General features: G+C 72.8%; 9 protein-coding genes. 6 read left to right on the top strand and 3 right to left on the bottom strand.

Features of this window, described 5'->3' with window-relative positions; genetic code table 11:
* Positions 1-258: 258 nt before the first annotated feature.
* The 3 genes from HYE82_RS14275 to HYE82_RS14265 form a co-directional block, all read right to left on the bottom strand.
* The gene (locus tag HYE82_RS14275) at positions 259-1,881 is read right to left on the bottom strand and encodes a PucR family transcriptional regulator (protein WP_179174410.1); all 1,623 of its coding nucleotides are present in this window, start codon (positions 1,879-1,881) and stop codon (positions 259-261) included.
* 35 nt (positions 1,882-1,916) lie between these two features.
* Entirely contained in the window at positions 1,917-3,299 is a 1,383-nt protein-coding gene (locus HYE82_RS14270; RefSeq protein WP_179174409.1) for an FAD-binding oxidoreductase, read from the bottom strand.
* Positions 3,300-3,384: 85 nt separating this feature from the next.
* Positions 3,385-5,181 (bottom strand): glycoside hydrolase family 15 protein, encoded by a 1,797-nt coding sequence (locus tag HYE82_RS14265; RefSeq protein WP_179174408.1) that lies wholly within the window; start codon positions 5,179-5,181, stop codon positions 3,385-3,387.
* Positions 5,182-5,662: 481 nt separating this feature from the next.
* Between HYE82_RS14265 and HYE82_RS14260 the strand changes: the two genes are divergently transcribed.
* From HYE82_RS14260 to HYE82_RS14235, 6 genes are all read left to right on the top strand, one after another.
* The gene (locus HYE82_RS14260; protein WP_179174421.1) at positions 5,663-7,333 is read left to right on the top strand and encodes a CTP synthase; all 1,671 of its coding nucleotides are present in this window, start codon (positions 5,663-5,665) and stop codon (positions 7,331-7,333) included.
* An 82-nt stretch (positions 7,334-7,415) separates the two neighbouring features.
* Complete coding sequence (locus tag HYE82_RS14255) at positions 7,416-8,045, top strand: NUDIX hydrolase (protein ID WP_179174407.1); 630 nt, start codon at positions 7,416-7,418, stop codon at positions 8,043-8,045.
* Between the two features lie 69 nt (positions 8,046-8,114).
* Positions 8,115-10,160 (top strand): tetratricopeptide repeat protein, encoded by a 2,046-nt coding sequence (locus HYE82_RS14250; RefSeq protein ID WP_179174406.1) that lies wholly within the window; start codon positions 8,115-8,117, stop codon positions 10,158-10,160.
* A 151-nt stretch (positions 10,161-10,311) separates the two neighbouring features.
* A complete protein-coding gene (gene ald, locus HYE82_RS14245; protein ID WP_179174405.1) occupies positions 10,312-11,427 on the top strand; it encodes an alanine dehydrogenase in 1,116 nt (371 codons plus the stop codon).
* A gap of 458 nt (positions 11,428-11,885) precedes the next feature.
* A complete protein-coding gene (locus HYE82_RS14240; protein WP_256987213.1) occupies positions 11,886-12,923 on the top strand; it encodes a ParA family protein in 1,038 nt (345 codons plus the stop codon).
* Complete coding sequence (locus HYE82_RS14235) at positions 12,908-13,420, top strand: hypothetical protein (RefSeq protein WP_179174403.1); 513 nt, start codon at positions 12,908-12,910, stop codon at positions 13,418-13,420. The genes HYE82_RS14240 and HYE82_RS14235 overlap by 16 nt, the downstream gene beginning before the upstream one ends.
* Positions 13,421-14,427: the final 1,007 nt, after the last annotated feature.

The raw sequence follows: 14,427 nt of genomic DNA, 5'->3' as shown, positions 1-14,427 counted from the left end.
CCCTTCCCGAAACCGGGGCCGGCCCCGGACCCGGTTCCGTGCGCTGCGCGCCCGGCGCGCTCAAACGCCGCGCGGGCTGGATTTTTCAGCGGGCGGCTGCCGGCACGCCGGGATGACGGTGGGGGGACCACCGGCCGGCCCCGCCGGACGGAGTTCGGCGCAGCGCGCCGAAGCCTGGGAGGCGCCCCGGCGCCGAGTGGTGCGAGGGGCGCGTCAGGAAGGCGTGGCGTCCCGGCGCCGAGTGGTGCGAGGGGCGCGTCAGGAAGGCGTGGCGTGGCGGCGGGCGCGGAAGGCCAGGCTGAGGGAGAGGACCGTCTCCGGGTCGTCGAGGTCCGTGCCCAGGAGCTCCGAGATGCGGGCCAGGCGGTTGTACAGCGTCTGGCGGTTCAGGTGCAGCTCCCGAGCCGTCTCCGCCTTCCGCCCCGCATGCGCCAGGTACGTCTCCAGCGTCGGCAGCAGCGGCGGCCGCGAGGCGGCGTCGTGGGCCCGCAGGGGCCCGATCGCCCGGTCCACGAAGGCCGCCAGGTCGGGATGCTCCCGCAGCCGCCACAGCAGCAGGTCGATGTCGAGGCGCCGGGCGTCGTACCAGGGCCGGGCGGGCAGTCCGTGGGCGGCGGTGGCGGTCTCCGCCGCGTGCCGGAGCCCCGCGGAGACGGCGGCCCAGCCTCCCGCGACCCCGACCACGACGGCCGGCGGGGCCGCGGCCCGGTCGAGGCCGGCGCGTTCCACTCCGGCCCGGAGCGCGGCGGCGACCCGGTCGGCGACCGCGGTCCGTTCCGACTCGGCACGCAGGGACACCAGCAGCGGTACGCGGCCCTCGACCGGCCGGACCCCGAGCAGCACCGGCACACCGACCGCGGACAGCTCCTCCAGTACGGCACGGGCGAGCACCGCCCAGTTCCCGGCCGGGCCCAGGTCCGTCGACAGCCGCATGACGACGGGCAACAGCGGTCCGGCTCCGGGCCGGAAGCCCAGGACGCGTGCCTGTGCGGGGGCGTCCTCGGCGGAGATCCGCCCTTCGGCCAGGTCGGTGAGGAAGTCGCCGCGGCCGCGGGCGGCGAGTTCTTCCTCCTGCCGGGCCTGCATCAGGACGACGGCGAGGACGCCGGCGGTCCGTTCGGCCGCCATGCGGTGCACGGGCATCAGCGGCGCGGACACCCCGAGGAGGACGAGCCTCGCCCGTACCGAGCCGGTGCCGTGGCCGCCGCCGGGCACGTCGACGACGACGGTGTGGCCGGACGGCCCGGCTTCGCGCGGGCCGCGCAGGCCCTCCCAGACCTGGAGCGGGTCGGCGGCCGCCTCTCCGGCCCCGGAGCCGGCCCCGTAGAGGAGCTGGCCGTCGGGGGTTTCCAGGAACACCGGGTTGGCGGTGAAGTCGGCCAGGATGTGCAGGACCTGGGGGATGCCTCCGCCGCTCAGGAGCGCCTCCGTGCACCGGCGGTGTACTTCCTCGGCGCGCCGGAGGAGCGCGTAGTGGCCGTTGACGATCTCGGTGTGGACTTCCTCCGTCACGGCCACGAAGGGGACCTCGCGGTGCAGTTGGACCAGGGGCAGGCCGGCGGCTCGTGCCGTGTCCACGAGGGTGGCGGGGAGCCGGGTGAAGCGCGGGCCGAGCTCGACGACCAGGGCGGCGATGCCGCGTTCCGCGAGGCGGCGGACGAAGGCGCGCTGTTCGGCGGGGCGGGTGCCCAGGCCGAGGCCGGTGGTGAGCAGCAACTCACCGCCCTTGAGCAGGGATGCGATGTTCGGGACCTCGCCCGCGTGCACCCATCGGACGGTGCGGCCCAGGCGGTCGGCGCACGCGACCACCTCCGGCAGTCCGCTGCGCAGCCCGGGCAGCTCCAGCGCCCGCTGAACGGTGATCCCGCCCTGGTTGTCCATGGCTCGGGACGCTACCGCCCGGCCCGTGCCGCAGGCTAATGCGGTGTGATGTTGTGGTTGAAGCGGAAGACGTTGTCCGGGTCGTACTGCCGCTTCACCTCGCCCAGCCGGCGCAGGTTCTCCGGGCCGAGGCCGGCCACGACCCGCTCCGGGCCCTCGTCGCCGGTGAAGTTCAGGTACACCGCGCCGGTGCTCCACGGCTGCGCATCGGCCCGTACGTCCTTGACCCACCGGACGGCGCGCTCGTCGTCCGCCGGGTCCTCCCAGATCCCGAACGGGTGCACCACCCACGGCGCGTCCCGGTACGGCACGGGCCACTGCGGCGGGCCGGAGGCGATCGCGCCGCCCTGCGGGAACAGCACGTGCTGGCAGCCGGACGGCACGGGCATGTCGGACGCGCGGGCGCAGAACACGTCGAGCATCTCGTCCGGGATGCCGGTGAGGTACTCGGCGGACCAGTAGTTGCGCATGTCGGGCGGGTCGTCGAGCAGGCACTGGAAGTCCGCGTACGGCGTCGCCTTGACGATCTCCACCTCGTGCGGGACCGCCAGCAGCGGTGCCGCGAGCTTGCGGACGCCCTCCTCGGGGCCCGCGTGCGTCACGACCGCGGCGGCCAGCAGCGTGCCGACCAGGTGCGGCGGCATGAAGTCGTCTGGCGAGCCGGTCAGGTAGAGGATGCCCCCGCCCACCTCGTCGGGGCCGCTCTCGATGACCTCGCGGAAGGCGCGCGCCAGGGCGGGCCCGTGTTCGGGCAGGGCCAGCAGCAGGGCGAAGGAGAACGCCGGCAGCTCGTGCAGCCGCAGGGTGAGGGAGGTGGCGATGCCGAAGTTCCCGCCGCCGCCGTGCAGCGCCCAGAACAGTTCCGGGTTCTCCTCGGCCGTGGCCTCGACCACCATGCCGTCAGCGGTGACCAGTTCCACGCCCAGCAGGTTGTCGACGGCCAGCCCGAACTTCCGGTCCAGCCAGCCGCTGCCGCCGCCCAGCACGTAGCCGCCGAGGCCCGTGGTGGAAGCCCGGCCGCCCGTCGTGGCCAGGGCGTACGGCTGGCAGGCCCGGTCCAGGTGGCTCATGGTGGCGCCGCCCTCCGCGCGGACCGCCCGGGCCGCCGGGTGCACGGTCACCCCGTGCATCCGGCGCAGGTCCACGACGACCCCGCCGTCGTTGAGGGCCATCCCGGCGACGCTGTGGCCGCCGCCGCGCACCCCGACGTGCAGGTCCAGGTCCCGGGCGAAGCGCACGGTGGTGACGACGTCCGCGACGCTCTCGCACTGGGCGATGACCGCCGGCCTGCGGTCGATCATCGCGTTGAAGACGCGCCGGGCCCCGTCGTAGCCCGCGTCGCCGGGCGCGAACACGTCGCCGGCCAGATCCTCGCGGAGCGCGGCAAGCGCCGTGCCCGCCTTCGACAGGGGAGCCATGGCCGCCCCTTTCCGCCGGGAGGGCAAAGGACCATTCCAGCGTAGGCGGACCCAGCGGACCCCACACCTCCCGGGCCGCGGCAGGTCAGCCGCCGTACGCGCCGCTCGCCGTCAGGCGCAGGGCCGTGTCGATCAGGGGAACGTGGCTGAAGGCCTGCGGGAAGTTGCCGACCTGCCGCTGCAGCCGCGGGTCCCACTCCTCCGCCAGCAGCCCCAGGTCGTTGCGCAGGGCCAGCAGCCTTTCGAAGAGGTGGCGGGCCTCCTCGACCCGGCCGATCATCGCCAGGTCGTCGGCCATCCAGAACGAGCAGGCCAGGAAGGCTCCCTCGTCGCCCTCCAGGCCGTCCACGCCGGCTTCCTCGCCGGCGGTGGGGTAGCGCAGGATGAACCCGTCGGGAGTGGACAGCTCGCGCTGGATCGCCTCGATGGTGCCGATGACCCGCTTGTCGTCCGGCGGGAGGAAGCCCATCTGCGGGATCAGCAGCAGGGAGGCGTCCAGTTCTTTCGAGCCGTACGACTGGGTGAAGGTGTTGCGCTCCTTGTCGTAGCCCTTCTCGCACACGTCCTGGTGGATCTCGTCGCGCAGTTCGCGCCACCGGTCCAGGGGGCCGTCCGCGTCCTCGCTCTCGATCAGCTTGATCGTCCGGTCCACCGCCACCCAGGCCATCACCTTCGAGTGCACGAAGTGCCGGCGAGGGCCGCGCACCTCCCAGATGCCCTCGTCCGGCTGGTCCCAGTGGGTCTCCAGGTAGCGGATCAGCTTCAGCTGGAGCCCCTGGGCGTAGTCGCTGCGGGCGAGGCCCGTCATGTGGCCGAGGTGCAGGGCTTCGGTGACCTCGCCGTACACGTCCAGCTGGAGCTGGTGCGCAGCACCGTTGCCGACCCGGACGGGGCGGGAATCCTCGTAGCCGGGCAGCCAGTCCAGCTCCGTCTCGCCGAGCTCCCGTTCGCCCGCGATCCCGTACATGATCTGCAGGTTCTCCGGGTCCCCGGCGACCGCGCGGAGCAGCCACTCGCGCCAGGCCTGGGCTTCCTCGCGGTAGCCGGTGCGCAGCAGCGAGGAGAGGGTGATCGCCGCGTCGCGGAGCCAGGTGTAGCGGTAGTCCCAGTTCCGGACGCCGCCGATCTCCTCGGGCAGGGAGGTGGTGGGCGCGGCGACGATGCCGCCCGTGGGCCCGTACGTCAGCGCCTTGAGCGTGATCAGGGAGCGGATCACGGCCTCCCGGTAGGGGCCGTGGTAGGTGCAGTGGTCGACCCACTCACGCCAGAACGCGGTGGTGGCCGTCAGCGCCGCCGGGGCGTCGGGCACCTCCGGTGCGCCGCGGTGCGAGGCCTGCCAGCTGATGCAGAAGGCCACCCGCTCGCCGGGGCCGACGGCGAAGTCGGAGTACGTCGTCAGATCCTCGCCGTACGTCTGCGTGTCGGTGTCGAGCCAGACGGAGTCGGGGCCGGCGACGGCGACGGTCCGGCCGTCCACCTTGTGCACCCACGGCACGACCCGCCCGTAGCTGAACCGCATCCGCAGCGCCGAGCGCATCTGCACGCGCCCGCTGACGCCCTCGACGATGCGGATCAGCTGCGGGCCGTGGTCCTCGCGCGGCGGCATGAAGTCGACCACGCGGACCGTGCCGTCCGGGGTGTCCCACTCCGACTCCAGGATCAGTGAGTCGCCCTGGTAGCGGCGGCGGTCGGCGTACGGAGCCCCGGTGCCCGCCGGACCGATCCGCCAGAACCCGTGGTCCTCTGTGCCGAGAAGGCTCGCGAAGACGGCGTGGGAGTCGAACCGTGGCAGGCACAGCCAGTCCACCGACCCGTCCCGGCAGACCAGTGCGGCGGTCTGCGTGTCTCCGATCAGTGCGTAATCCTCGATGCGCCCGGACACGTTGCTTCTCCAGTCGAAACGGCCACGTCCGCCCCGAAGGGCGCTTGCATTGCGCGGTTGTGCGGTCTTCCGTGTGTGGATCCCCGCACTGAGCTCATGATTCCGGATGCGGCCGGGTCGCGCCGTCTGCCGGACTGCTCGGCGGCGATGTGCAGCGATATCCGAGCAGGATATGACGGCACCCTAGTGATCTCTCAGAGCCCGGGGGCAGTGCCGCTCCTCCAATCGGGTGACCAGGGAGGATGTCGCCCGATCGGCGGTACGCCATGGGGTAGCGGCCGGTCGGGCCGCCGCAGCGGCGCGTGGCCGGAGGCAGAGCGCCCCGGGCGCTGATAGGCTGGTACCCCGTGGGTCGGTGGTCTGCCTGTGTGCATCAGGCACCCCGAAACCGCAGCCTCGGCGCCCCCTGAGACCTTCCGGTTCGACGGTGGCCGGCGCCGGACGCACCTCACTTCGCGACCACGGGAGCCCCCTCTTGGCGATGCCGCCCGCTGCTTTCCGAAACAGCACAGCCACGACGACCAAGCACATCTTCGTCACCGGGGGTGTCGCCTCCTCCCTCGGCAAGGGCCTGACCGCCTCCAGCCTGGGTGCGCTCCTGAAGGCGCGCGGTCTGCGGGTCACGATGCAGAAGCTCGACCCGTACCTGAACGTCGACCCGGGCACGATGAACCCGTTCCAGCACGGCGAGGTGTTCGTCACCAACGACGGCGCCGAGACCGACCTGGACATCGGCCACTACGAGCGCTTCCTCGACGTCGACCTCGACGGCTCGGCCAACGTCACCACCGGCCAGGTCTACTCCACCGTCATCGCCAAGGAGCGGCGCGGCGAGTACCTCGGTGACACCGTGCAGGTCATCCCGCACATCACCAACGAGATCAAGCACCGCATCCGCCGCATGGCGACCGAGGACGTCGACGTCGTCATCACCGAGGTCGGCGGCACCGTCGGCGACATCGAGTCCCTGCCGTTCCTCGAGACCGTCCGCCAGGTCCGCCACGAGGTCGGCCGCGACAACGTCTTCGTCGTGCACATCTCGCTGCTGCCCTACATCGGCCCCTCCGGCGAGTTGAAGACCAAGCCGACCCAGCACTCGGTCGCCGCGCTGCGCAACATCGGCATCCAGCCGGACGCGATCGTGCTGCGCGCCGACCGCGACGTCCCGACCTCCATCAAGCGAAAGATCTCGCTGATGTGCGACGTGGACGAGGCGGCCGTGGTCGCCGCCATCGACGCCAAGTCGATCTACGACATCCCCAAGGTCCTGCACACCGAGGGCCTCGACGCGTACGTCGTGCGCAAGCTGGACCTGCCGTTCCGCGACGTGGACTGGACCGTCTGGGAGGACCTCCTCGACCGCGTCCACAACCCCGACCACGAGGTCGACGTCGCGCTCGTCGGCAAGTACATCGACCTGCCCGACGCCTACCTGTCGGTGACCGAGGCGCTGCGCGCCGGCGGCTTCGCCAACCGCGCCCGCGTCAAGATCAAGTGGGTCACCTCGGACGACTGCAAGACCCCGGCCGGTGCCGCGGAGCAGCTGTCCGACGTCGACGCGATCTGCGTCCCCGGCGGTTTCGGCGACCGCGGTGTCGACGGCAAGGTCGGCGCGATCACCTACGCCCGCGAGAACAGGATCCCGCTGCTCGGCCTGTGCCTGGGCCTGCAGTGCGTGGTCATCGAGGCCGCCCGCAACCTGGCCGACATCCCCGAGGCCAACTCCACCGAGTTCGACTCCTCCACCCCGCACCCGGTCATCTCGACCATGGAGGAGCAGCTCGCCTTCGTCGAGGGCGCAGGCGACCTCGGCGGCACCATGCGCCTGGGCATGTACCCGGCCAAGCTGGCCGAGGGTTCGATCGTCCGCGAGGTCTACGGCGACCAGGCGTACGTGGACGAGCGCCACCGCCACCGCTACGAGGTGAACAACGCCTACCGCGGCGAGCTGGAGAAGAAGGCGGGCATCGTCTTCTCCGGGACCTCCCCGGACAACAAGCTCGTCGAGTACGTCGAGTACCCGCGCGAGGTGCACCCCTACCTGGTGGCCACCCAGGCCCACCCGGAGCTGCGCTCCCGGCCGACGCGCCCGCACCCGCTCTTCGCCGGCCTGGTGAAGGCCGCGGTGGAGCGCCAGCAGTCGGGCAAGTGACGACGGCCTGACCGCATAACGTAGACGGCCGGGGTACGGGCATCCGCACCCCGGCCGTCGCGTGTGTGGAGGGTTTCGGGGAATGAACATCAAGGACACGGCCGAGTCGTGGGAGACGCTGTCGAGCCGCCGGCCGTTCGAGGGCCGCAAGACGGCGGTGGTGACGGACGAGGTCCGGATGCCCGACGGCTCCGTGGCCACCCGGGACTACCAGGCGCACCCGGGCTCGGTGTGCGTCCTCGCCCTCGACGGGGAGGGGCGGGTCCTGGTCCTCAAGCAGTACCGGCACCCGGTGCGGTGGAAGCTGTGGGAGCTGCCCGCGGGCCTGCTCGACGTGCCCGGCGAGAACCCGCTGCACGCGGCGCAGCGCGAGCTGTACGAGGAGGCGCACGTCACGGCGGGGGAGTGGCGGGTGCTGGTGGACTTCTTCTCCTCGCCCGGCGGGTCGGACGAGGCGGTGCGGGTCTTCCTCGCCCGCGACCTCGCCGAGGCCGAGGGCGAGCGCTTCGCGGTGTCGGAGGAGGAGGCGGACATGGAGTTGTCCCGCGTCCCGCTCGCCGACCTGGTCCGGGGCGTCCTGGCGGGCGAACTCGGCAACCCGGGCCTGGTCAACGGCGTCCTGGCGCTCCAGGCCGCCCTGGCCTCGGAAGGCGGCCTGGACTCCCTGCGCGCCGCGCAGGCCCCCTGGCCGGCCCGCCCGTACGAGGCCTGAGCCGGCGCCCGGACGTGCCCGATGGGCCGGACGGAGGGCGGTGTGACCATCGGCTGATCCGATCGGGCGATGTGCCCGCCGCGCTCCCCACGGGTCGTCGCTCAGCGTGAACTACGCTCGCACCCCGAAGGCAGGGAGAGGAGCGGATCCGTGGCGGATTTCGTCGGGCGGCGGCGTGAGCTGAAGGAGCTGCGCGAGGACATCGCGCGCACGGGGCTCGACACCCTCTCCGGCCGCAAGGCCAAGGCCCCCCGGGCGCGCCTGCTGCTGATCGCCGGGCGCCCCGGCTCCGGCCGCACCTCCCTCGCCGAGGCCCTCGTCCGGGAGGTCGCCGCCGACTACCCCGACGGCCTCCTCCGCGTCCGGCTCACCTCGCCGGGCGGACGGCCCATCGCCACCGAACGCGCCCTGCGCACCCTCCTGGAAGGGCTCGGGGAGCCCACCCCGCCCGGCGCCGCCGAGGACGAGCTCAGCTCGGCCCTGCGCACCGCGCTCGCCGGGCGGCGGGCCGTCCTCCTCGTCGACGACGCCTCCGACCCCTACCAGGTCGACGCCCTGCTGCCCGACAACCCGGACTGCCTGGTCGTCCTCACCGCCGAAGGCCCCCTCACCGGGATCCCGGACGTCCGCCCCTGCGCCCTCGGCGGCCTGGACACCGCCTCCGCCGTCGAGATGCTCGCCCAGCGCATCGGCACCACCCGCATCGCCGTCGACCCGCGCTCCGCCGACAAGCTCGCCGAGGTGTGCGACAGACAGCCGGCCGTGCTCGCCCTCGTCGGCGGATGGCTCGCCGCGCACCCCAAGGCCTCCGTCTCCGACACAGCCAAGCAGCTGCACGACATGCCGTCCGACGGGGAGGGCCCGCTCGGCCGCGGCTTCCGGCTCGTCTACGAGTCCCTGCCGCAGCCCGCCCAGCGGACCCTGCGGCTGCTTCCGCTCGCGCCTGCCGGCATCATCGACTCGCACACCGCCTCCGCCCTCGCCGGCTGCTCCGTCGCCGCCGCGCAGTCCGTCCTGGAGGAGTTCGCCGGGCTGGGCCTCGTCCGGAACGGCTCCGACGGCCTGTTCCTGCTGCCCGGCTGCCTCGTCCCGCTGATCCGGCCGCTGCTGGAGACCCGGGAGCGGCCCGCCGAGGTCCAGCTGGCCCGGGCCCGGATGCTGGAGCGCACCGTACGCCTGCTGCACTCCTGCGAGGTCATGGCCGCCGCGGAGGGGGAGGACGTACGGGAGTTGCTGGAGGGGACGCCGCGCGCGCTCCGCTTCCCCGACCGGCGGTCCGCCGCCACCTGGCTCGACACCCGGCTGCCCTCCCTGTCCGCGGCCGCCCAGCTGGCCGTGGCCGACGGGGGCCTCGACACCCTGGCCCGCCGGCTCGTCGCCGGACTCGTCCGGGCCCTCGCCGAACACCGCGGCACCGCGGCGGCCGCGCCCGAGCTGTACGGGCTGCACCGGCTGGTCCTGGACGTGGCCGAGCGCCGCAGCCTGCACCGCGAGCAGGCCGCGGCCCTGCTGAACCTGGCCGACCTGGACGCCGAGACCGGGCGGACCCGCGAGGCCCTCGACCGCTACCGGGCCGCGCTGGACGCCGGGCGGGCGGCGAACGACCCGTACGCCACCGGCCGGGCGATGGAATCCGTGGGCGGTGCCCACCAGGAGCTCGGCGACTGGCACCGGGCGGCCGACTGGTTCGGCCGGGCCCTGGCCCACGCCCTGGCGCGGGGCGAGCGGGCGGACGAGGCCCGGCTGTACGGGCGGCTCGGCAATGCCTACACCCACGCGGGCCGGTACGGGGACGCGCTGCGCAGCTGGCGCGCCGCCGCCGCGGGCTACCGGCGGCTGGCGGACGTGCCCGGGCAGGCGAAGGCGCTGAGCGAGATGGCGCGAATCCAGGAGTACGCCGGACGGCCGGAGGAATCGCTGCACACCTGTCGCGAGGCGGTCGATCTTGCCCGCCGGGCCGGGGACCTGCGCCTTCAGGCAGCGCTGCAGGTGCGCCTCGCCGACACCCTCGACCGGCTGGGTGATCCGGCGGCCGCGCGCCTGCACCGTTCAGCGGCCGACAAGTTGCTGGGAGACGACCCCGCGGCCTGCGAAATCCGCAGTGGTAACGACTGAGATTATTGGTTTGCAAGGCTAGACAGCACCTCATCCTTCATTAGACTGGCTCCACCACGTCATCTCGTGGTGCATCCCGTTGCGCGCCTTGTAGACGGGTATGTATGGAAGTGCCCCGAAATATCCCCTGAGCCAAGGACCGTGATCGACGATGAAGGTCGGCATCCCCCGCGAGGTCAAGAACAACGAGTTCCGGGTCGCCATCACGCCCGCCGGCGTGCATGAGCTGGTCCGCAACGGCCACCAGGTCTTCATCGAGCAGAACGCCGGTGTCGGCTCCTCGATCTCCGACGCCGAGTACGTCGCCGCCGGCGCCGAGATCCTCGCCACCGCCGACGAGGTGTGGGCGACCGCGGACCTGCTGCTGAAGGTCAAGGAGCCCATCGCCGAGGAGTACCACCGCCTCCGCAAGGACCAGACCCTCTTCACCTACCTGCACCTGGCGGCCTCCCGCGAGTGCACGGACGCCCTGCTGGAGTCCGGTACCACCGCCATCGCGTACGAGACGGTCGAGCTCGCCAACCGCGCCCTCCCGCTGCTCGCCCCGATGTCCGAGGTCGCGGGCCGCCTGGCCCCGCAGGTCGGCGCCTACCACCTGATGCGCTCGGCCGGAGGCCGCGGCGTGCTCCCCGGCGGCGTCCCCGGCACCCACGCCGGCGAGTGCGTCGTCATCGGCGGCGGCGTCTCCGGCTGGAACGCGGTCCAGATCGCCATCGGCATGGGCTTCCACGTGACCCTGCTCGACCGCGACATCAACAAGCTGCGCGAGGCCGACAAGGTCTTCGGCACCAAGGTCAAGACGATCGTCTCCAACGCCTACGAGCTGGAGAAGGCCGTCATCGAGGCCGACCTCGTCATCGGCGCCGTGCTGATCCCGGGTGCGAAGGCCCCGAAGCTGGTCACCAACGAGCTCGTCGCCAAGATGAAGCCCGGAAGTGTACTTGTCGACATCGCCATCGACCAGGGCGGCTGCTTCGAGGACTCCCGTCCGACCACCCACGCCGAGCCGACCTTCCAGGTCCACAACTCGGTCTTCTACTGCGTCGCCAACATGCCGGGCGCGGTCCCGAACACCTCCACCTACGCGCTGACGAACGCCACGCTGCCCTACATCGTGCAGCTCGCGAACCTCGGCTGGGCCGAGGCGCTGCGCCGCGACGCCGCGCTGGCGCTGGGCCTCAACACCCATGACGGCAAGGTCGTCTACGGCCCGGTCGCCGAGGCCCACGGCCTGGAGTCCGTCGAGCTCAGCGCGCTGCTCGGCTGACCCGACCAGCACGTCAACGACTGACGTCAATCTCACGTATCCGGCCGGACCTTGCCCGCAAGGTCCGGCCGGACGCGTTTGCGGAGGCTGTGCGTCCGCTGTTCAACTCGCCTCGAACGTAACCCTTTAACCCTTTCGCGCACCTGCGAAACTTCACAGAGGCGAGCCGGACACCCTTGACAGAGTGGTGTTCGGATGCCGACACATCGTTGCGGGTCCAGTGGATTGTGTTGCCGCTGAGCGGTGACACGCCATAGAGTCGCCAACCGTCGGCATGGTGCCACGCTGACCTATCGATAAGTGTCCTGGTCACGTCCGAGGAGGTAAGACGACTTGTGAATGAGTCGACATTTACTCCTGGGGGTGGTCGAGCAGGAACGCCCGATCGGGGCCAGAGCCCTGCCGGGCTCGAAGCTGTCGGCTCCGTCGCAGTCCGCACCTTCGCAAACCACCAGCACATGACGACGCCCCAAAAGAGCATGGACGGCCTAGACGTGAACTCCACGGCCGGCGACCACAGCGGCGATTTGCCCGTTGGTTTCGCCGACTACGACCAGGTGCCCGAGGGGCACTTCTACGACCCCGACGCGGAGTACGAGCCCGACCCCGAGTACGCGGCCACACTCGCGCCCGACGCTGCCCGCCAGCGCCGGGAGCGGATCGGCCCCACCGGGAGGCCGCTGCCGTACTTCCCGATCCCGGGTCCGCTGACCGACCACGGTCCCGCGAAGATCATCGCGATGTGCAACCAGAAGGGCGGTGTGGGCAAGACCACGTCCACCATCAACCTGGGTGCCGCGCTCGCCGAGTACGGGCGCCGCGTGCTGCTCGTCGACTTCGACCCGCAGGGCGCCCTGTCCGTGGGCCTCGGCGTGAACCCGATGGAACTCGACCTGACGGTCTACAACCTGCTCATGGAGCGGGGCATGTCGGCCGACGAGGTGCTGCTCAAGACGGCCGTCCCGAACATGGACCTGCTGCCGAGCAACATCGACCTGTCCGCTGCCGAGGTGCAGCTGGTCAGCGAGGTCGCGCGCGAGTCGACGCTGCAGCGGGCGCTCAAGCCGCTGATGAACGACTACGACTACATCATCATCGACTGCCAGCCCTCGCTCGGCCTGCTGACCGTGAACGCCCTGACGGCGGCTCACAAGGTCATCGTCCCGCTGGAATGCGAGTTCTTCGCCCTGCGCGGCGTCGCCCTCCTCACGGAGACCATCGAGAAGGTGCAGGAGCGGCTCAACCCCGAGTTGGAGCTCGACGGCATCCTCGCCACGATGTACGACTCGCGCACGGTGCACAGCCGCGAGGTGCTGGCGCGCGTCGTCGAGGCCTTCGACGACCACGTCTACCACACGGTCATCGGCCGTACGGTGCGCTTCCCGGAGACCACGGTCGCCGGCGAGCCGATCACCACGTACGCCTCGAACTCCGTCGGCGCCGCCGCCTACCGCCAGTTGGCCAGGGAGGTGCTCGCCCGGTGTCACGCCGAGTGAGTCTGCCCGGAGCCGACGAACTCTTCCGTACGACCGGCGGGATGGCGCTGCAGTCGTCCTCGCCGAAGCGGGGCGGCGAGGAGGCCCCGGAGGCTCCGCCGGAGCACTCGGCGGCGTCGGGGCAGGCCCCCGCGGCGTCGGGGGAGGGCCGCGGCCGGGAGGCGGCGGCCGGCACGGAGCGCACGGACCCCGTGGTGGGAGCCCCGCGGCGGCCGCAGGAAGGCTCTGTCACCCCGCCCGCCCGGCGCGGCAAGACCCCGGGCCGGACGGCGAGCCGCCGGCCGAGCGGGCGCGAGCGGCACGACGAGAAGATCACGGTCTACGTCTCCGCCGAGGAACTGATGGACCTGGAGCACGCCCGTCTGGTGCTCCGCGGTGAGCACGGCCTCGCGGTGGACCGCGGCCGCATCGTCCGCGAGGCGGTGGCGGTCGTCCTCGCGGACCTCGAATCCCGCGGCGACGCGAGCATCCTCGTCCGCCGGCTCCGCGGCCGCTGACCGCCGCGACCCCGCCTTCCGCTCCGGGCTCCGGGCTCCGTCCGCCCCGGGCCCTCGCTCCCTCTCCCTCCGGCAGCCCTGCCCGGCCTTCCCGACCGTCTCCCCGCGTCGAACCGGAGGACGCGCCGTCGGCCGGGGCGGTGGCACCTCCTTGCGGCCCGCGCGGCGCGGGACGGGCCCGGCGATCGCACCGAGGGGTCCGCGCCGCCCGGCGGCCCGGCTGCCGCGCTTTCGGCCCGGCGTCCGCGCCGCCCGGCGGCCCGGTTCCCGCACTTTCGGCCCGGCTCCTGAACCCCGGCAGCCCTGTCCGGTCCCCCGTTCCGGCTCCGGGGCGCTCCCGCCGGGCCCGACTCCCGCCCTCCTTCCGGTCCGTGCCGTACGAGGCCGGACGGCGCCCGTGCTGCCCGGCGTTCACGATGCCCCGAGCGCGCCGCGCGGCCTGCGTTCGGCCCGGCGGTCGCCCTGCCGGGCTCCGGGGGCGCGGGGCGGGTCCGGCACTGGCGGGGGCTGCGGTTCATGGGAGTCTTGGGGTGGCCGATCGGCCCGAACTTCCGTATCACCCTGGACTGCGATGCCCTCTCCCGCCGAATCCGGCCGCCCGCCCCGCCGGACCCTGGGCCGCGGCCCGAACGTGCCCGCCGCCGACATGCGGCCGCAGACGGCCGCAGAGCGGCCTGCGCCCGCCGAGCTGCCATCGGACACCGCCGACGCCCCCGAGCCCGCTCAGGCGGCGCCTGAGGCGCCTGCCGCGGTACCGGAGGGCACGCGTGGGCCCCGGGAGACGCGGGAGGCATCCCCGGCAGCCCTTCCGCCGCTCGTCGAACCGGTCGAGCACGGCGAAGCTCCCGAGGCGGGCGAGGCGGCGGCACCTGCCGGACCTCCCGAGGCGGAGCTGCCTGGCGAGGCGTCCGGAGCGGCAGTGGCCGCCGGGTCGGCTGCGGCTGCCGAAGCTCCCGAGGCGGGCGAGGCGGGGGCGCCTCGTGAGGCCGCCGGCTTCGGAGCTGCGG

The organism is Streptomyces sp. BR123, assembly GCF_013401435.1.
Lineage (GTDB): Bacteria > Actinomycetota > Actinomycetes > Streptomycetales > Streptomycetaceae > Streptomyces.
This window is presented reverse-complemented; position numbering and strand designations above follow the sequence as displayed.

What these genes read in the sequence shown, in the direction of transcription:
- HYE82_RS14275 (WP_179174410.1), bottom strand. Translation starts at nt 1,881, where the DNA reads ATGGACAACCAGGGCGGGATCACCGTTCAGCGGGCGCTGGAGCTGCCC.
- HYE82_RS14270 (WP_179174409.1), bottom strand. Translation starts at nt 3,299, where the DNA reads ATGGCTCCCCTGTCGAAGGCGGGCACGGCGCTTGCCGCGCTCCGCGAG.
- HYE82_RS14260 (WP_179174421.1), top strand. Translation starts at nt 5,663, where the DNA reads ATGCCGCCCGCTGCTTTCCGAAACAGCACAGCCACGACGACCAAGCAC.
- HYE82_RS14255 (WP_179174407.1), top strand. Translation starts at nt 7,416, where the DNA reads ATGAACATCAAGGACACGGCCGAGTCGTGGGAGACGCTGTCGAGCCGC.
- HYE82_RS14250 (WP_179174406.1), top strand. Translation starts at nt 8,115, where the DNA reads ATGTGCCCGCCGCGCTCCCCACGGGTCGTCGCTCAGCGTGAACTACGC.
- ald (WP_179174405.1), top strand. Translation starts at nt 10,312, where the DNA reads ATGAAGGTCGGCATCCCCCGCGAGGTCAAGAACAACGAGTTCCGGGTC.
- HYE82_RS14240 (WP_256987213.1), top strand. Translation starts at nt 11,886, where the DNA reads ATGACGACGCCCCAAAAGAGCATGGACGGCCTAGACGTGAACTCCACG.